The organism is Paenibacillus allorhizoplanae, from assembly GCF_927798215.1.
Lineage (GTDB): Bacteria > Bacillota > Bacilli > Paenibacillales > NBRC-103111 > Paenibacillus_E > Paenibacillus_E allorhizoplanae.
Genome location: NZ_CAKMMW010000002.1, coordinates 455,818 through 474,056 on the forward strand (window position 1 = coordinate 455,818; position 18,239 = coordinate 474,056).

Here is an 18,239-nt window from a genome sequence, read left to right on the forward strand (position 1 = left end):
TGAAGTGTACGGTTAAAAATAACTGAAACAGGCGCCTTTGGTTACTGTAGTTTTTGCTTCCATTCATAGACTAAATTGAGCGCCTGTAGTGGCGTCATATTGATGAGATCAATCCCCTTCAACTGGTCTAGTACCAGTTGGGATTTGCCGTCAGGCTTCTTCTTGACGGCAACTTCAGCTGGACTGTCCTCCTCGAAGAGGGACAGCTGCCGGATCGGCGTTGCCACGGGTGGTGCAATTGTGGCAACGGCAACGGTCTCTGCGGCTTGCGGTACAGCTGATGCCGCCGCGCGCTCTTCAAAGCCATTCAGCAGCGCATACGAGCGCTGAATGATCGCATCTGGCAGCCCGGCGATTTCGGCACAGTAGATGCCGTAACTCGTACTAGCTGCCCCAGGGATGAGCTTGCGCAGGAAGGTCACCTGCCTGCCGCTTTCTTTCACGGCCATGCAGTGATTGCGCAGATGGGCAAGGCTCTCTTCCAGATGGGCGAGCTCATGGAAATGCGTCGACACGAGCGTCTTGCAGCCGATCCGATCGTGAAGGAATTCAATGACGGCCTGAGCGATCGCCATCCCTTCTCCTGTCGAGGTGCCGCGGCCCAGTTCATCAATGATGACAAGGCTCCGACTCGTCGCCTTCTCCGTCATGACCTGGATGTCCATCATCTCGACCATGAACGTACTCTGACCGCCGATCAGATCATCGGCTGCTCCGATCCGCGTGAAGATCCGATCCGTGACCGGGATGCGCGCGGATCTCGCAGGCACGAAGCAGCCAATCTGCGCCATGAGGCAGATCACGGCTACTTGCCGCATATACGTACTCTTACCGGCCATGTTCGGCCCGGTAATAAGCAGAATGCGGCCCTGCTCTTGAAGCAGACTCGTCCCGTTCGCGATGAACGAGCCGTCCTGGATGACAGCCTCCACCACCGGGTGTCGTCCGTCTTCGATTTCAAGATTGAAGCCTTCGCCGATCTCAGGCTTACGGAAGTGATGCGCCGCGCTGACCGTAGCCAGCGACTGATACACATCGGCGGTGGCAATAACCTCCGCCAGCTTCTGCAATCTGGAGATATGCTTCGAAATCCGGTCGCGCAGCTCCGTGAACAGCTCATACTCCAGATCAATCATTTTATCCTGCGCTTCCAGAATGAGCGCTTCTTTCTCTTTGAGCTCTGGCGTCACATATCGCTCCGCATTCGCAAGCGTTTGTTTACGCTCGTAACGCCCTTCCTGCAGAGCGGACATGTTGGCTTTCGTGACCTCAATAAAGTAACCGAACACTTTGTTATAGCCGATTTTGAGCGACTTAATGCCCGTTGCTTCGCGTTCTTGACGCTCCAGCTCGGCAATCCATTGCTTCCCATTCTTGCTAGCTTCTCGAAGCTGATCTAGGTAAGGCTGATAGCCTTCGCGAATCATTCCCCCATCACGAATCGAAACGGGCGGCTCGTCCTCAATCGCATTGGCAATCCAGGACATGACATCATCACAGACATCCATATTCTCAACAAGCTTCCGCAGCGTTTCGGATCCAGACGTGGCACATAACTGCTGCAGCATCGGAACTTGCTGCAAGGAGTGCTTCAACGCGATCATATCGCGGGCATTGGCATTGCCATAGGAGATTCGAGCGACCAAACGCTCCAAATCATAGACTTCCTTCAGGGCTTGCTTCACATCTTCTCGCACAATCAATTGATTGTAGAGCAGATTGACAGCTTCTAACCGCTCCTCAATTCGAGTCACATTCATAAGTGGCTTCTCGATCCAACGGCGCAGCATTCGCGCGCCCATGGCCGTTACGGTTTTGTCCAAAAGCCACAATAACGACCCTTTTTTGGCACGCTCACGAACCGTTTCAACGAGTTCTAAATTTCGACGAGTAAACGGATCCATCGTCATAAATTGATCCGGTTCATAGATGCGGATGTGCTTCACATGCGTTAGCGCTCTTTTTTGCGTTTCTTTCAAATAAGCAAGCAACGAAGCGACACCTTGTCGACTGATGCTAGATAAATGCGATAACGCAGCATCTTCTGCGAAATGCTCATCAAGCAGCGTTTCATCCGCTCTGGTCCACTCCGTTAGGACCATATTTCGGCCCCACGCAGCACCAGACTCGCGAATCGTAGTCAGCAGCGCTTGACTGGTCACAATTTCAGATGGATTATAGACATTTAACTCATCAACGACGAGTTCCCAGGAATTAGCAAGCTTTGTTGTGTAAAGCTCACCTGTTGAAATATCACAGGCTGTAAATGCATATCCATCTGTTTGGTTGACCAAAGATACGATATAGTTGTTGACGGATTCTCCAAGGAGTTTGCTATCCATCACTGTACCAGGCGTAACGATCCGTACAATTTCTCGGCGTACAACGCCTTTGGCCTCAGCAGGATCTTCCACTTGTTCACAGATGGCAACTTTGTAGCCTTTCTCAATTAAGCGGGACATATAGTTGTCCGCAGCATGATGAGGGACGCCGCACATCGGAATTTTCTCTTCACCGCCGCCTTCACGGCCTGTTAACGTAATCTCTAATTCGCGTGACGCATTAATGGCATCTTCAAAAAACATCTCATAAAAATCGCCCAGACGAAAAAACAAAAATGCATCTGGAACCTGTGCCTTCACGGCTAAGTACTGCTGAATCATCGGCGTATATGTAGCCAACTTGTGTTCCTCCAACCTATTCCGTTATTAAGGTGAACTCTTTGAAACTATTATTCTTATTTTCATCCGTACACAGATTAATAGAAGTCATTCTGCTTGCGGCATAGCCAATCATGGCCAGCAAGCAGAACAACGAAATTCGTGTACAGCCTTCATATTCCATTCATTATTCAACCAATTTCCAACTACTACTAATCTCTTGAATATCCCTAACTCTATGATGCGATAGATAATCTATTATAACATGATTCCTTCATCAAAAGCTTCTTTCAGCACCCCGGGTGCAATTTTCCAAGCGAACCGAATGTCCGCCATTTCGTTCCACGACACCATGGAAGTGATTTGTGAACGAAGACCTTCCAACAATGCAGCATGGACCTCATACCCCTTAAGCTGCTCCAAGTCCTTCCATAACTTCGCTACTTCATCCTGTAGCCTCCGCTTATCCCCGCTGTAGTACGCGGCTTGGATATCAGGTTCTTGCAGTGGCTTCCGCGTTAAGCGCCAATAGTTATTAACAATCAGCGCTGCCAGTGCGAAGACACCACGAGTGATGACGGGTGAGGCCAGCCAACTTGGCAACGTCCGGTATTCGAATCCCCCATGCGACTTCTTACGGAAGTCTCCAAGATAGCCATAACGTGGACGCCGACCACGTGTCGATTCGTCCTCGATCAAGATCAGTGGCAGCGCGAGATAGTTATCCAGCGCACGCAATAGGTGACCATTCATCCAGCAGCGGCTAAAATGCAGGTGACCGCCCAGCGGGTAGCCGCGCACGGGCATGCCACCCGAGCACCAGGCGAGGCTATGGTCTGTGATCTTCCGTGCGGCAAGTCCCATGGTTACACGCACGTTCTTTGCGAGCTGCAGCGGGTCCACACTAGGCTGCGGACGCAGCTCAGCCAGCGGCAGAATCACACGATGCCCGCTTAGCACGATAGCGTCGCTGCCTACAGCGCCATCGCGGGTTAGGAAGCGGTCGGCGAAGACGACCTTGCCCTGCGGGTTCACGAGCAGGAACTCTGGATCGCAGCCGAGCACTGCTCGCTCTTTGCGTTCCAGCTCTTTCGCAAGTGATTGATCGTACTGATCGATCGCTTGCGCGAAGAGCTGCACCAATCTCCCGTTCAGCTTCGGAACGGGATCGACGTCCAGCACGAGCGTGTGCCCCGAAGGCGTGATGCCGATAGTGACGAGGCCATAATCTAACCCAAGGGCATAGATCGCTTTGACGGATTCTCGGCTCGCCCTGCGTGAGTGGAAGTTGATTTGACTTGGACCCACTTCTATGTAAGCAGCGTTCACATTCACTTGTCTTTGATGCTGCAAGGACTTCTCCGAAAGCAGAACTGTCTCCTTCTTCTCATAAATAAGAAGTGTTTGGAGATGAAACACAGCTACTTTATATTTATGCGTAAAAAGCACGGGTTCCCTTTTCCCTCTTGAGGAGACTGTCTGTGAGGTGATCGTTTTTATACCGTGAAGTTGTAACAACGCATCTCGCTTCCTTCGATTCTGAGCGCGCATGATCGCTTTAATGGGCTGCAGAGCAAGCTTCTGGGGATATTCATCATGTGCAGCTCCCCAATGAATGATGAGCTGACCTTGCCAATCCACTGGAAGATTAGTTCCACTCGGAATACGGATTCGTTCGGCCAGCTCCTGTGCGTCTTTCTCCTGTGCGTGCAGGAAGAAGGTTTCCATTCTAACACCTCCTATTCACCTATTCCCACTGCTCTTGGCGCTTTATATACGCGAATGCCCAAATGTGCGAATACAACAAAAAAGAGGGCAAATGCCCTCTGCCGAACCTCTTTAGCCCGCATATAATGGCGTATAAGATCCCCTAATCCAGTTCATCCTCGAGCAGATCGGCGTCCAGATCCTCAAAATCACCATCGCCACTGTCATCGAAATCCACGTGCTTGTCGTCGAAGTCATTGCAGCCGTTGGTGCAAACGACTACACAGACTTTCGTTTCGGCAATGAGCTCAACTTGAAACTCGCGTTCCACCCGAATGATGACGCTGTCGCCGCTTGAAGAGATGCTGGCCTCTACGCAGTTCGGCTCTTGCGTCGCGACAGCTGATACTTCGGCTGTCGTCGGCTTATGTTTTTTGTCCAAGTAGCTTAGTCCAACGATTTCTACATACGATACGGTTTCTTTTGCTACGTCTGTTTTGGTGTTACGATCGTAAGAATACCAGATGTTGATATCGTAAGTACCAACTACCTCTACGCCCTCTCCAGAATGGACAGCCTCGAATTGGTTATTAATAATCCAAGCGCCCAAAATACTGGTTGGAGAATAAGGCGGAGTCACGGTATGACTTACATGAGAAAATTTGCGACCTTTACCGCAGACAGCCTTTGTAATGATCTCTCTGCATTGCAAATCTTTATCTAATGACATCCTTTCAACCTCCTCCATACAATCATTCATTACAAGTGTATGCAGGACAGTAGTCTAGAGTGACAATTATTTTATATTATTTTTGAGATTCAAAAATACTTATATCTGTCAGAGTCAACCCGCTTCAGGTCGGTGTTTTTTTTGCTTTTTGGCAATAGCTAAGTAGTGCATTAACTCTCTGTTAAGCTGTAAAATCGCTGATCTCACTTCGAATTCTTCTCGACTCTCGGGCAATGGCATTCCCTTGTAACGAGCGTTCAGCTCTTGTAATTCTTTCTCTGCTTCCCCTGTATAATAGTCTTCCTTCACAGATTGGCTAATATCTTCGAAGATCGCAGCAACCAACTCTCCTTGTGGCAAGGTCTGATAAACCCCGGCAACAAGATCAATCATCCGATGGATCGACTCCAGCTGTTCGCCTCTCATGTAGAAATAAACGCGCCAATAGGGATCCCAACCAAACAACAACGTATTCTCCATTGACCGTTTCGCCAAGCTCGCCCCGCGTTCAATTTCCTCACTGACTTCGAGAAGTTCTTTCCCATCCCAAATCACCGTATTATCCCGAAGATGCTTTGCAATGTTGACAAAAATGTCGGAAAACAATCCTTCGATTTGTTGTTTATGAGTGATAAGTGCGGCGTCAGCCTTCGGCATATAAGCAATATTGATAAGAGTAGCTGAACCCAGTCCAATAACAAGCAAGATTAGTTCATTAAGTACAGTCGGCCAGTTCGCTGATTCATAAGCAAAAAGATGCAGCATTACGACTGCACCAGTCACAGCCCCCTCGGTAATCCGTAACCGTACTAGAACTGGAAACACGATAAGAATAAATAAACTAACGACCCAAATATGGAACCCAAGCAGGTTAAATAAAACCGAACCGATGAGAAGTGCCAGAATGGATGCCGCGATACGGTGCAAGGCACTTTGGATGCCTTTCTTTTTCGTCACTTCAATGCCCAGAATGGCAAGAAGCCCCGCTGCTCCAGGCGTATGAACCCCTAATATATACGCCAGATACATAGCGATTATGACCGCAATGGCTGTTTTGAGCACACGAAAGCCCATAGTGTTTCACCTCTTTTACAGGTTTTTCTATGGGCTCATTATTTCATTTTGCATGGGGCTGTGGCAAGTCTTTCCTGATTACCGATGCTTCGTTAATTTTTTCTCTAAATTGGCTACAAGCTGATACATCACCGTTGCGACAATTGCGATTACGAACAGAGTAGAGATCACTAAGGTGAAGTTAAAGACTTGAAAACCATATATGATTAAGTATCCCAGCCCCTTCTGGGACACTAGAAATTCACCAACGATGACGCCGATCCAGGCCAAGCCCACATTAACTTTCAGCGTAGAAACGATAGCAGGAAACGATGATGGCAGAATAGCTTTAAGAAATACTTTACGCTGATTGCCTCCAAATAACTTTACGACCTTGACGTAGTTATGATCCACTTCCTTGAAGCTGCCATAAACGACAAGCGTTGTAATAATGACCGTGATCGACAGTGTTGTTGCGATAATCGAGAGCAAGCCAGGACCAAATCCGACAATAAATAATGGCCCCAGAGCAACCTTAGGCATACTATTCAGCACGACGATGTAAGGATCCAGCACACGCGACAGAAATGGTGACCACCAAATAACTACCGCTAATGCGGTTCCCAGTATCGTTCCTAAGAAAAATCCAATAATCGTCTCCTCTACTGTGACTGCTACATGTGGAAGCAGCGTGCCGTCGAGCAGTTTCTCCCACAGGAGAGCGAATACTTTGGTCGGATAGCTAAAAAGCAGGACATCAATCCACTTCAAACGTGAGGCTAACTCCCATAGGGATAAAAATAGAAGTAAAATGGCCGCTTGAAAAAGTCGTACCCACTTCGTCTCTCTCTTTCTCGCCTTCAGAAAACGCTGATGTACGTCCTGCTTTAATGTCTCATTCGGTTGATTGGTTTGGATGCGCTGGTGGTTATCCTGATTATCCATGCTGCACACCCCCAAACTCCTGCCAAATTTGCCGAAATAGTGCATGAAATTCAGGCAATTCCCTCGCTTCAAATGGCACAGCTGCCCTTACCACCTCTGGCATTAGAAACGACCTGCGAATTCGCCCTGGATTCGGAGCCAGTACGATAATGCGATCACTCATCGCAATCGCTTCTGAAATATCATGCGTGACCAGAATCGCTGTTTTCTTCTTGGCGCGCAGCGTCTCTACAACCAAATCTTCTAGCTGCAGCTTCGTTTGATAATCCAGTGCCGAGAAAGGCTCATCTAATAGTAGCAGCTCAGGTTCTGTTGCCAATGTTCGAACAAGTGCAACGCGCTGTCTCATCCCGCCAGACAATTGTGCAGGATAATAATCTTTGAATGCTAGCAGACCCATTTCCTCCAATAAGTGAAGCGCCCCCTGCTTCTTCTCTTTCGTCAGAGTGCCTGCGATTTCCAGTCCCATACAAGCATTAGCTTCAATCGTCCGCCAAGGAAATAAGTAGTCCTGCTGCAGCATGTAACCCACTTTGGGCGATGGACCCTGAACGTGATGCCCTGCCACGATAATTCGGCCTAACGTCGGTGGAAGGAGTCCCGCAATGATGGATAAGAGGGTAGTTTTGCCACAACCACTAGGTCCAATCAGACTGACGAACTCGCCATTCGCTATGTCAAATGATATTCCTTGTAAGGCAAGCGTTGCCCGCTCCTCAGTTACGTAAACCTGTGTGACATCTCCGACCTGAACAGCTGTGTCCATGGCACCAAACCTCCTCTTATCTTCATCCTGCGTTGAGTAGTTCGTGCAAGAGATTATTTCTTAACGGTTGATTTCGCTTTTTCTGCAAAAGTGTTATTCACCAGTTTGCTCCAGGCCACTTTCTCTTTCAGCTCTCCAGCTGATGTCATCACGTCAAGCAAGTTATTCCATTCTTTCTCATCCACAATGCCATCTGTTGCGAAAGAGCCCTGATCTTTGTATCGTTTCACAACATTTTTCACAATCGCGACATCGATATCTTTAAAATAAGGCAATACCGCTTCTGTGATTTCATCTACGCTTTTCGCGGCAACCCATAGCTGCGCCCGTTGAACCGCATTCGTGAATTTCTGAATGGTGGCGGGGTTGGCTTTGATAAAGCTTTGCTTTGACATAAACACGGTATAAGGCAGCTGTCCGCTTTCAACTCCAAAGGATGCAAGTACATAACCCTTGCCCTCTTTCTCAATGATCGATGCTTGCGGCTCGAATAGCTGTACGTATTCACCAGTTCCCGAAGCATAAGCCGATACGATATTCGCAAAATCAATGTTTTGGATTAGCTGCAAATCTTTCTGCGGGTCGATGTTGTGCTTCTTCAGCGTGAACTCGCCAGCCATTTGCGGCATACCGCCTTTACGTTGCCCAAGGAATACTTTCCCTTTGAGTGCATTCCAATCCAGCTTATCGACTTTAGTTCGAGCAACTAGGAAAGTGCCATCCGTTTGGGTCAATTGTGCAAAATTAATAACTGGATCATCCGAGCCTTGTTGTGACACGTAAATCGATGTTTCTGATCCAACAAGCGCAACATCAATGGCATTCGAGAGCAGCGCAGTCATCGTTTTGTCTCCACCAGGTGTTGTTGTCAGTTCCACATCGAGCCCTTCATCTTTGAAAAAGCCCTGTGATAGCGCAACATACTGCGGTGCATAGAACAAGGAACGCGTCACCTCACCAATGCGCACCTTCGTTGTTTCTTCCGTTTTGGTTCCACACGCTGAAGCGATTAAGCTTAAGAGCAGAACGACGGATAATGTGAATCCCCATCTTTTCCGATTGTTCATAGGACGTCCCTCCGATTTGAATTGTAATGTATCCTATGCAGGAGCCCAGACGTCGGTTAATGGTTCTTCCAGAAAAGCTAATCGAGTTGATAAAATTTGGTTTTTATGCCGAAGATGCTGATCTGTTTGTGCATGTGCACGAAGACATGTTGAGGGATAGAATGAGGTTTTGAGCGTATCGCAATCCTCCAATCCTATCGCGAGGCGAAACGTTGAAGTTGGCGACTTCTCCGATGGCAAAAGTGCAAATGTGCAACCTTTTGATGCTTTTCGAGGAGCAAATTAGAAATAAGTGCGAAAGTGCAACTATTTTTCAATATTTATTGCTAAATGGCATGAAATCTCAAAAATAAGTGCCTATATGCAACAATTTTGCTCAAAGGTACGAATTGTGCTAATCAAAGATGCCTATTTGAAACTTTGATGCGGAGGGGGAGCTTGGTGGCGGTGGAATAAGTAAATGGGGAGAAGTTAGTCGATCGAGGCAGTAGCTGTTGATGTTGGGAAGGAACGTTGATCGTGAGTGGGAAGCTAATCGAGACAGTAGCTGTTGAGGGTAAGATAAATGGTGGATTAGGTGTGAGACAAATAAATGTCATAGCGAGGGGAGCCATTTAGTTGCGAGTAAAGTATTTTTCATCAGGGTGATGGCCGTTTGGGAGATAATAGACAAGCAGCAAGACACAAAAAAAACAGCTTCCCCCGACGAAAAAACCGTCAGGAAAGCTGTTTTATCTCACACTCTTATGAATAACAACATAGAGCTCTGTAATTACTAAATGCCATAGATTTCAGAGTACTTCTCTTCCAGATACGCCACCAAGTACTCCGGATTCAACGGCTCGCCTGTTACTTGTTGAATGATTTCGTTCGGTGTCAGCAGTTTACCATGCTGGTAAACCTTCTCTGTCAACCACTCTTTGATCGGTGCTAGGTTGCCTTCAGCAATAAAGCTATCAAAGTTAGGCAGTTCTTTGCGAAGCGTGTTTGTGAATTGCGCCGCGTACATGTTCCCAAGCGCATACGATGGGAAATAACCGAATGCACCGCCAGACCAGTGTACATCCTGTAGGACACCTTCGCCGTCGTTCGGAGGCGTAACTCCCAAATACTCCTCGTATTTGGCATTCCACGCCGCAGGTAAATCCGCTACAGCGATCGTACCGCTGAATAGCCCTTTTTCCAGCTCATAGCGAATCATAATATGTAAGTTGTACGTAAGCTCATCCGCTTCAATTCGGATCAAGGATGGCTCGATATGGTTAATAGCACGATAGAAATCGTCTACGCCAACCTCATCGATTTGCCCGCTAAAAGTCGTCTGAAGTTCACCGTAATAGCGATCCCAGAACTGTTTGCTGCGGCCAATAACGTTCTCCCAGAAGCGGGACTGCGACTCGTGAATCCCCATCGAAGTACCAGAGCAGAGATTCGTACCTACGAGGTCTGTAGAAATATTTTGCTCATACAGCGCATGTCCGCCTTCATGAATCGTTCCGAATAAGGCTGATGTGATGTCATTAGGCAGGTATCGGGTTGTAATCCGCACATCTCCAGGATTCAAAGCTGTTGCAAACGGGTGAACCGTTTCGTCCAAGCGACCTGCTTCAAAGTCATATTGCATTTGTTTCAAAATGGAAAGCGAGAATTGCTTTTGCTTCCCAATATCAAATTGTTGATCTAAGAAGGAGCGATTCGGCTGATTCGCTGATGCACTAATCTTCGCAAGGAGTGGCACAGCTTTTTCTCGCAGGGTACCGAACACTTCATCCAGCTTTTCAACGGTCATCCCTGGCTCGTACATATCCAGCAAGGTGTTATATTTATGCCCTTCATAGCCCCACAGCTCAATAAACTCTTGAGTAGCCGCCACGATTTTCTCCAAATATGGTTGAAAAGACGCCCAATCCGAATTATGCTTCGCGCCTTCCCATGCAGACTCTGCTTGTGAGGTTAACACGACATAAGCTTGATATTTGTCAGCTGGAATTTTTTTGCTGCGATCGTATTCTTTTTTGCATTCCTGCACCATTTTGCGGGAAATGGGATCTAACTGCTCCAGCTCATCCGGCTGTATGAAGAAATTAACATAATCGCCCATCTCTTCCGACGTAGACATTCGAAATACCTCGGTGGAGAGCTCACCGACAACCTCAGAACGTGTTTCGATCCCTTTTTTTGGAGCACCTGTCCGCATGTCCCAATAAATCAAAGAGATTGCCTCTTCGTACTGCTTCATTTTACGAACATAAGCTTTGAACGATGCCAACTTGGCATTTACAACACCAACACTCATGTGCTCAACTCCTCCCAAATGTTTCATAATTATCATACTTCCAACGAGGGTTAGAATCAAATTTCGATTTGAATGTGGTAGAATAAGGACTAGCCTTTATTTAACATTCTGTTTGTTTTGCAACTAAGTGAGGAGATGACCTTATGAACATTACATTTACCGATACAGCTAGACAACGATTAACGCCTTGGATGGATCAAAACAACACCCTTCTTAAGCTCGTTTTTGATACAGAAGGCTGTGGCTGCTCCGTGAATGGCGTACCTACCTTGTGGTTGGTTTCTGCGGCAAATGCTGAAGATATCTCCGCTGTAACCGATTCGTTTCCATTGATATATAAAGCGAAGGACGAGATCTTTTTCGAGGACAACATGAAAATCGACTTCCATGAAGGCAATAAATCCTATATACTGAAGAGTAATAATCAGATTTACAATGCGGGTATGAGCTTAGTCGATAACCGATAAAGCTGCACAAACATAGACATGCAGCACATCAACTTACCTGGAGGGAAACCCATGTCTTTAGTCAATGAGATTTTAAGTTACAACAAGGATTTCGTAGAAACCAAGCAATACCAAGAGTTCTTGACCACGAAATTTCCAGACAAACGAATGGTTGTCATCACGTGTATGGATACGCGGCTTGTCGAATTACTTCCTAAGGCAATGAATCTTCATAATGGAGATGCCAAAATTATTAAAAATGCTGGCGCTATCGTCTCTCACCCCTTCGGCAGTCTTATGCGCAGTATTATTGTCGCTGTCTATCAGCTGGAGGCTGATGAAGTATTCGTCATCGGGCATTATGATTGCGGTATGACAGGACTCAATTCAGAAGTCGTCATTGCGAATGCGAAGGCCAGAGGCATCTCCGACGATGTCTTTGAAACACTGGGACATGCTGGTATTGACTTGAAGCGTTGGCTAACCGGCTTCAATCATGTTCGAGAGGGAATTGAGAAAAGCGTTAATATTATTCGAAATCATCCATTACTTCCCAAAAATTTACCCGTTCACGGTATGATCATCGATCCAGAAACTGGTCGCTTAGACCTCGTTGATGCGGCATATCCGCCTGCACCAGAGTTGTTGTAGCATACCAAAAAGAGTAGATCCAGTTCTAAACTGGACCTACTCTTTTTTTGTAACCTTTATGGCTTAATTGTACGGATCAAGCGTTTTGCTTCACCATTCGGAGTAGAGATAACCTCATAAATGTTGAAATAGGAGCCTGTATTCAGTTGCTCAGATCTAATATTTGTAAATTCGAGGAACTGAACGCCAGACAAAATCCTTTGCTGACCTGTAAAGGTCATTGGTTTGGAGCTCAGTAAGCGTCCTTCGGTATCCACAACCTCAAACACGAGTGAAGAGAAATTCGCATCTGTGATAACTTGTGCTTGTCGCTGCACATCTAGATCTAATCGTAAACGGTAACTATAGGACCCATCTTTGCTATAAGTAGCGCTAAGTGAGTAATCATCGAAATCGATCGTAAATGGATACACTGAAATTGGCCCCGTTGCTGGGATTGGCTGCACTTCTGTTTTATATGAACCCACTGCCAAACGATTCGTATCATAGAGGTTTAATGCAAGTTTATCTGCATCCTCATTATCTGGCACCATGTACGAATAATTCAACACATAGCTCGTGTTTGGTGCAATGTTTTTGGCCACATTCGTTTGACGCACACCTGTATAGGTGTATCCATCTTCATTCGTCAGATCGGTTTGGAAATCAGGCAAAGCCAATGTTGTCGTGCTTTTATTCGTTAATTTATATTTCGCAACAACTGTCTTATACCCAAAGTCTGTGTTCACACTCATTCCTAGTTCAACGAGCGACATATCTATATTGGAATCCATGCTGTTCGTCGAGGCTAGCTTAAATGGTTCACCGATCTTATACGCTGACGCAGCAGCATAAGTTGTCGCTTCGCCAGCAACACCTGCACCTGCAAGTGAAGTCACGGAAACGGGCAGCGAAGCTGCTTGCTTCGAATTATCCGCGTTACCTGCAGCACCTGTTCCTGAACCATTTCCTGTTCCTGTGCTTGCTCCAGTAGTTGTGGGGGCAGCCGCGCTTTGCTTCTCCAGTACGACCAGTTGTAACGCTTCTGCATTTAGTGAAGCGGGTACAACACCTTGGAAATGGAACGTCGTCGACTCGTTCGGAGATAAGTAGGCAGAACGAACGGCATTATCGCTCGATGACACACCTACATTACTACGACTCGCCTGGAATTCTCCAGTCAAGTTAGGAACTGTAACAATGCCATCACTTTCGTTCGTCAATGTCACATTCGCTTGCACATGCAACCCATCTGTTTGCTGAACAGCTGATGCCCATGAGGTCGACATCACGAGCCCGTTCAAAGCATCACTCGCATCTTTATTCGGGTAGTCAATTTTGTCACTAAGACGGCCTACTGAGAAGGTTTTAGCTGCATTCAGTGTACCCAGAAGTGTCGTTTTCACTTTTCCTTTAGGCGAGAACAGCAATGATAATTTACTCGTATCCAGTGTAGCGGGAACAGCTGCTTGAAGCGTCGCTGTCACAGGCTGATCAGGAAGCAAGGCACCTACATTAGCAACAAACTGAGCGCCATACGTCAACCCTTTGCTGTCTTGGAAATTGAGTTCTAGTCCATCTGGCAGCTTCACACTGGCACTGCTTTCGTTTGACAGAGTCAGATCCGTATAGACCATCCACACGCCATCTTTGTACACTTTATAGCTTTGTCCTAATTTAGCGGTAACTAACGTTTCTTCAGCGAGCGTCGTATCAATCTCTTTTAAGTTAATAACGGCTTGTTGTTCCAACGTTTGACCTGTTTCGACCATCGCAGATTCGACAGAAAGCGCACCGATATCAGATGTCGTATTATTATTCCATCGGAAAATATCTACCTTCAAATCGGAAGGTGTCAGATTGTTCGGAACTTCAGACGTAAATTTAAACGTCCCCGTTTCTCCTGCCTTCACACGTGCAACAACCTTCTCATTGAGCTTCGCAGTATACGTAATGCCATTGGCATCAATGACTTTTACGCCATAATTATTGAAATCGACGATAGCATCACTATGATTGTTCAAGCCTAATGAGAATCGAAGCGAACCATCCTCGGCACCAACCGATAACGACACTTTGTCCAAAGTAAAATAGACGGAATCACTGAGAAATACACCTTCCTTGCCAGCGAAAGCTGATGTTGCCAGAGGAAGTGTTAAAAAGCTTGCAGCGGTTAGCATTAAAGCCGAACGGCTGAGCAGTCGTTTCATCTTACGTTGTTGGATCACTGGGAGTCCTCCTTGTAGTTACATTTAGTCAGAACGCAATGCGTCGATCGGACGCAGTTTAGATGCTTTGTTAGCCGGATATAAACCGAAAACCACTCCGACTAATACAGAGAATAAGAATGAATAAAGGCCTACATTAAAGGAAAGACTGGTCGACTGCTTCGGACTAAAATACGGTAAAGCATATGAGAATCCGATGCCTAGCAGCAGTCCAATTAAACCACCCATACCACTAATAACGACCGCTTCCACTAGGAATTGAAGCAAAATATTACGACGCTTAGCCCCAATTGATTTGCGAATCCCAATTTCACGTGTTCGCTCACTTACTGTAACTAACATAATATTCATGATTCCAATTCCACCGACGAGCAAGGAAATCAAGGCAACCGCCACTAATTGATTCGTAAGTGTATTCGTTGCTTCAGTCCGTGCTTTCAACAACTCGTCCTGATTCGTTAATACAAATCCCGTATCGCTCTTGAATTTATACGTCAAGTACTGCTTCATCGTCTCTTGCGCTGTATAAATATCGTCCTTCGTAGGTGCTTCGACATACGTTGTTCGAATTTGACCCAGCTTGAATTGACGTCTAGCAGATTCTAACGGCACGATAACTGAGCTGTCTACAGAAGCTCCTCCAATATTAGATCCCTTTTCCTTAAGTGTACCGATCACGTTGAAAACAACACCATCAATGTTGATATTTTCACCAACTGGATTCAATGTCCCAAAAAATTTCTTCGTGACTTCACTTCCCAGAATGGCTACATTCGAACGAAATTCAAGATCTGTCGGCGACAAATTTCGACCCTTGTCGATTTTCGCTTTGATGATGTCGAAATAGCGGTCATTCGTTCCAAGTACGTTATATTTTTCTTGCGTGCGATCATATTTAACATTAGAACCATTCTTCGACATCGTCGGCGCAATGGATTTGAATTCTGGGAAATTCTCAAAATTCATCAAATCATCATAACTGAGCTGTGTCGCACGCCCATTCCCCGTCGCGGTTACGACGAGCAAATTCGTTCCCATGTTCTCGTATTGCTTCGCAATAGCTTCCGAAGTTCCTTGTCCAATGGAAACGAGTGTGACAACTGAGCTTACGCCAATAATAACGCCAAGCATGGTCAGGAATGTACGCAGCGGACTTGAAATGATCGTCCGAAGCGACATCCGGATCAGTTCACTTACCTTCATACACTCACCTCTTGCTGCACTAGCGACTTCTTCGTGTCATTCCGATAATCATCCACGATGACGCCGTCGCGGAGGGCAACGACACGCTTTGCATTATCCGCGATATGATGATCATGCGTAATGAGAACAATGGTGTTACCTTGTGCATTCAGTTCCAGGATAAGCTCCAGCACTTCCTCACCTGTACGCGAGTCCAAAGCACCTGTCGGCTCATCTGCCAAAATCAGCGAGGGTGAGATCGCCAATGCCCGTGCAATGGCTACCCTCTGCTGTTGACCGCCTGACAGCTCACTTGGCCGGTGATGACCACGTTCTCCCATGCCCAGCATTTTCAACATCGCATTCGCACGTTCCTTACGCTCTTTCTTAGCAATGCCAGCATAGATCATCGGGAGCTCAACGTTTTCCATCGCGGTTAGTCTTGGTAGCAGGTTAAATTGTTGAAAAATAAAGCCGATCTTCTGATTTCTAAGCTCTGCCAATTCATTATCACTCATACGCTCCGTTACGACACCGTCCAAGGTGTAACTGCCTGATGTTGGCACATCCAACAAGCCGATCGTATTCATCAGTGTCGATTTACCGGATCCACTGGGCCCGATAATGGCAACGAAATCTCCATCGGCAACAGATAACGATATGTTACGCAGAATGGGAAGATCTTCCTCACCGCGCCTATACGTTTTCGTTATATCTTTCAGTTCAATGATATTCATCAAAGAAATAGCTCCTTTCAGGGCAGCCTTATCTGTTACCGCCACCGGCATTACCACCACCGGTAGTACGCTGTGCAGCTCCGCCTCCAGCATTACCACCTGCTGCTCCGCCAGCTCCACCTGCTCCACCTTGCTGGAAGCCACCTGCTCCGCCACCGCCAAAGCCACCGGCTCCGCCGCCTTGCTGGAATTGCTGTCTTAAGCGATTGATCTCATCTGTACTTAGATTCTGCTGTCTTCTAACAGCCGCAGGCAATACGACTTTATCGCCTTCTTTAAGTCCATCCGTGATCTCAATTTGCGTTGTCGAACGAATACCAATTTTCACTTCATGTTCAGGTTCTGATGTCCCATCCGCTTTCTTCACGGTTACTACACGTTTACCTCGTTGCAGCTGAAGCGCTTCAGGCGGGATATACAGCACGTCCTTTTTATCCTGAATCAAAATTTCACCTGTTGCCGTCATCCCATATTTCAACACATTATCTTTATTTTCGGTGGCTAAAATAACATCGTAGAACGTTACACCGTTCGTTGTTGTACCAACCGTAGAAACTTGTGTCACTTCTGCTGGGAATGTGCGTCCAGGGAAAGAGTCAACCTTAATTTCCGCTTTCATCCCCACTTTAATATTAGGTAAATCAAGCTCATCCACTTGCACAGGAAGCTGCATTTTGGCAAAACTTGCTACAGTACCAAACTGAGTCCCGCTTGAAACCCTTGTTCCCGGTCTGAAGTTGCTAAGAATATCCACTTTTTTATTCACGAAATCTGTTGAGAATACGCCATCGAAAGGAGCTAGAATTTTCAATGCCGTTACACGATCTTGTGCCGCATCCACTTTCAACTTCTGACGTTCTAGCGCAGCTTGCGCCGTCGTTATATCATCGTCTAAGGTATCATTTAGGAAGGAGGCAAGCAGATCACCTTGGTGTACAATTACACCTGTTTTGAAAGGCATTGTGGAAATACTGCCCGTCGTACCTGCAAGTACTGTAGCAATTTGTACGTACTGTAGTGCGGCTTTCCCTTGCGAATCAACCGTACGTCCGCCAATCGTTGCAGATCCCATTGCATTCAAACCTGCATCCATGGAATTGTCATTCTTAATTTGAATATCGATATCGACAAGCTTACCACCCTTACCATCCGATTTCGGGTCTTTGGAAATGGCCGCTATCGTTCCTGTTTTGGTGATCATGAAACCATCAACCGTTATGTCTATGGTGTCGCCTTTATGTAGTTGTGCAGCATCCTCCACAAAAAATGGCAAGGTTACTGTTAGTGTACTTGCATCGCCAATCGTGGCGATTTTCGTTGATTTATTAATCGTTGCACCAACATCAATATTGGCATACGTTAATTTCCCGCTAATTGGCGCCGTTACGCCTGTTATTCCTTTTTGTTGCTGCTTCGTATTCAAATCTTTCTCCAATTGCTCATAAGTCACCTTGGCATCTTGAAGATCGTTTTCCAAGTTTGAACTTGTCAACTCGATCAGCACATCTCCCGCTTTAACCGCTTGATTACGTGTCAGGTTAATCGATTTGATGCTAGCATTTTCCGTCGACGAAATGGTTTGGGTATCTTTGGGCTCAAATTGAGCTGTTCCCGAAACGGAGGAGCGAATGTTCCCTTTTTTAACATCAACCGTAACTTCTTTAGCCTCTGCTGCTTTCGATTTCTTCCCTTTCGTTAAATACGCATAGGAACCACCAGCGCAAACGAGAATTGCCACAATCAAAATGAACCATTTACTGCGAAAAAATTTCATTCTGTTACTTCCCCCTTA

General features: G+C 46.5%; 14 protein-coding genes. 2 read left to right on the forward strand and 12 right to left on the reverse strand.

The genetic code is table 11. The features are described 5' to 3' along the window. Nucleotides 1–41: 41 nt before the first annotated feature. The 8 genes from mutS to L6I86_RS04765 all read right to left on the reverse strand — a co-directional run bounded on the left by mutS (nt 42) and on the right by L6I86_RS04765 (nt 11,224). Entirely contained in the window at nt 42–2,681 is a 2,640-nt protein-coding gene (mutS, locus tag L6I86_RS04730; RefSeq protein ID WP_236285089.1) for a DNA mismatch repair protein MutS, read from the reverse strand. Between the two features lie 237 nt (nt 2,682–2,918). Next, nucleotides 2,919–4,388, reverse strand: coding sequence for a putative amidoligase domain-containing protein (locus L6I86_RS04735; RefSeq protein WP_236285091.1), 1,470 nt, complete (start codon nt 4,386–4,388; stop codon nt 2,919–2,921). A gap of 142 nt (nt 4,389–4,530) precedes the next feature. Then, entirely contained in the window at nt 4,531–5,097 is a 567-nt protein-coding gene (locus tag L6I86_RS04740) for an outer spore coat protein CotE (RefSeq protein ID WP_056620858.1), read from the reverse strand. 114 nt (nt 5,098–5,211) lie between these two features. Next, a complete protein-coding gene (locus tag L6I86_RS04745) occupies nt 5,212–6,171 on the reverse strand; it encodes an aromatic acid exporter family protein (protein WP_236285093.1) in 960 nt (319 codons plus the stop codon). A gap of 78 nt (nt 6,172–6,249) precedes the next feature. Further along, on the reverse strand, nt 6,250–7,095 hold the full coding sequence (locus tag L6I86_RS04750; RefSeq protein WP_236285095.1) for an ABC transporter permease: 846 nt from the start codon (nt 7,093–7,095) through the stop codon (nt 6,250–6,252). Continuing rightward, on the reverse strand, nt 7,088–7,861 hold the full coding sequence (locus tag L6I86_RS04755; protein ID WP_236285096.1) for an ABC transporter ATP-binding protein: 774 nt from the start codon (nt 7,859–7,861) through the stop codon (nt 7,088–7,090). Before L6I86_RS04755 ends, L6I86_RS04750 begins: the two co-directional genes overlap by 8 nt. A 53-nt stretch (nt 7,862–7,914) precedes the next feature. After that, nucleotides 7,915–8,928 (reverse strand): ABC transporter substrate-binding protein, encoded by a 1,014-nt coding sequence (locus L6I86_RS04760; RefSeq protein WP_236285098.1) that lies wholly within the window; start codon nt 8,926–8,928, stop codon nt 7,915–7,917. Between the two features lie 775 nt (nt 8,929–9,703). After that, the gene (locus L6I86_RS04765) at nt 9,704–11,224 is read right to left on the reverse strand and encodes a carboxypeptidase M32 (RefSeq protein ID WP_236285100.1); all 1,521 of its coding nucleotides are present in this window, start codon (nt 11,222–11,224) and stop codon (nt 9,704–9,706) included. Nucleotides 11,225–11,367: 143 nt separating this feature from the next. Here L6I86_RS04765 and L6I86_RS04770 point away from each other — a divergent pair, with 143 nt between their 5' ends. Together L6I86_RS04770 and L6I86_RS04775 are read left to right on the forward strand one after the other, a co-directional pair. Next, on the forward strand, nt 11,368–11,691 hold the full coding sequence (locus L6I86_RS04770; protein WP_236285102.1) for an iron-sulfur cluster biosynthesis family protein: 324 nt from the start codon (nt 11,368–11,370) through the stop codon (nt 11,689–11,691). A 51-nt stretch (nt 11,692–11,742) separates the two neighbouring features. Then, nucleotides 11,743–12,321 carry a beta-class carbonic anhydrase gene (locus tag L6I86_RS04775; RefSeq protein ID WP_236285104.1) on the forward strand — a complete coding sequence of 193 codons (579 nt, stop codon included), beginning with the start codon at nt 11,743–11,745 and terminating at the stop codon, nt 12,319–12,321. Nucleotides 12,322–12,377: 56 nt separating this feature from the next. On the opposite strand, the gene L6I86_RS04780 is transcribed toward L6I86_RS04775, so the two are convergent. Genes L6I86_RS04780 through L6I86_RS04795 form a run of 4 tightly spaced genes read right to left on the reverse strand, consistent with a single transcriptional unit; the run spans nt 12,378 to nt 18,221 of the window. Further along, nucleotides 12,378–14,528: a hypothetical protein gene (locus tag L6I86_RS04780; protein WP_236285105.1), complete on the reverse strand. Its 2,151-nt coding sequence runs from the start codon at nt 14,526–14,528 to the stop codon at nt 12,378–12,380. A 24-nt stretch (nt 14,529–14,552) separates the two neighbouring features. Further along, nucleotides 14,553–15,731 (reverse strand): ABC transporter permease, encoded by a 1,179-nt coding sequence (locus L6I86_RS04785; RefSeq protein ID WP_236285108.1) that lies wholly within the window; start codon nt 15,729–15,731, stop codon nt 14,553–14,555. Continuing rightward, nucleotides 15,728–16,447: an ABC transporter ATP-binding protein gene (locus L6I86_RS04790; protein WP_276574808.1), complete on the reverse strand. Its 720-nt coding sequence runs from the start codon at nt 16,445–16,447 to the stop codon at nt 15,728–15,730. Before L6I86_RS04790 ends, L6I86_RS04785 begins: the two co-directional genes overlap by 4 nt. Before the next feature lie 28 nt (nt 16,448–16,475). Then, entirely contained in the window at nt 16,476–18,221 is a 1,746-nt protein-coding gene (locus L6I86_RS04795) for an efflux RND transporter periplasmic adaptor subunit (protein WP_236285110.1), read from the reverse strand. Nucleotides 18,222–18,239: the final 18 nt, after the last annotated feature.

Bases quoted from the DNA above. Each gene is read 5' to 3' on its own strand.
- L6I86_RS04735 (WP_236285091.1), bottom strand. From the start codon at position 4,388: ATGGAAACCTTCTTCCTGCACGCACAGGAGAAAGACGCACAGGAGCTG.
- L6I86_RS04740 (WP_056620858.1), bottom strand. From the start codon at position 5,097: ATGTCATTAGATAAAGATTTGCAATGCAGAGAGATCATTACAAAGGCT.
- L6I86_RS04745 (WP_236285093.1), bottom strand. From the start codon at position 6,171: ATGGGCTTTCGTGTGCTCAAAACAGCCATTGCGGTCATAATCGCTATG.
- L6I86_RS04750 (WP_236285095.1), bottom strand. From the start codon at position 7,095: ATGGATAATCAGGATAACCACCAGCGCATCCAAACCAATCAACCGAAT.
- L6I86_RS04755 (WP_236285096.1), bottom strand. From the start codon at position 7,861: ATGGACACAGCTGTTCAGGTCGGAGATGTCACACAGGTTTACGTAACT.
- L6I86_RS04760 (WP_236285098.1), bottom strand. From the start codon at position 8,928: ATGAACAATCGGAAAAGATGGGGATTCACATTATCCGTCGTTCTGCTC.
- L6I86_RS04765 (WP_236285100.1), bottom strand. From the start codon at position 11,224: ATGAGTGTTGGTGTTGTAAATGCCAAGTTGGCATCGTTCAAAGCTTAT.
- L6I86_RS04770 (WP_236285102.1), top strand. From the start codon at position 11,368: ATGAACATTACATTTACCGATACAGCTAGACAACGATTAACGCCTTGG.
- L6I86_RS04775 (WP_236285104.1), top strand. From the start codon at position 11,743: ATGTCTTTAGTCAATGAGATTTTAAGTTACAACAAGGATTTCGTAGAA.
- L6I86_RS04785 (WP_236285108.1), bottom strand. From the start codon at position 15,731: ATGAAGGTAAGTGAACTGATCCGGATGTCGCTTCGGACGATCATTTCA.
- L6I86_RS04790 (WP_276574808.1), bottom strand. From the start codon at position 16,447: ATGAATATCATTGAACTGAAAGATATAACGAAAACGTATAGGCGCGGT.
- L6I86_RS04795 (WP_236285110.1), bottom strand. From the start codon at position 18,221: ATGAAATTTTTTCGCAGTAAATGGTTCATTTTGATTGTGGCAATTCTC.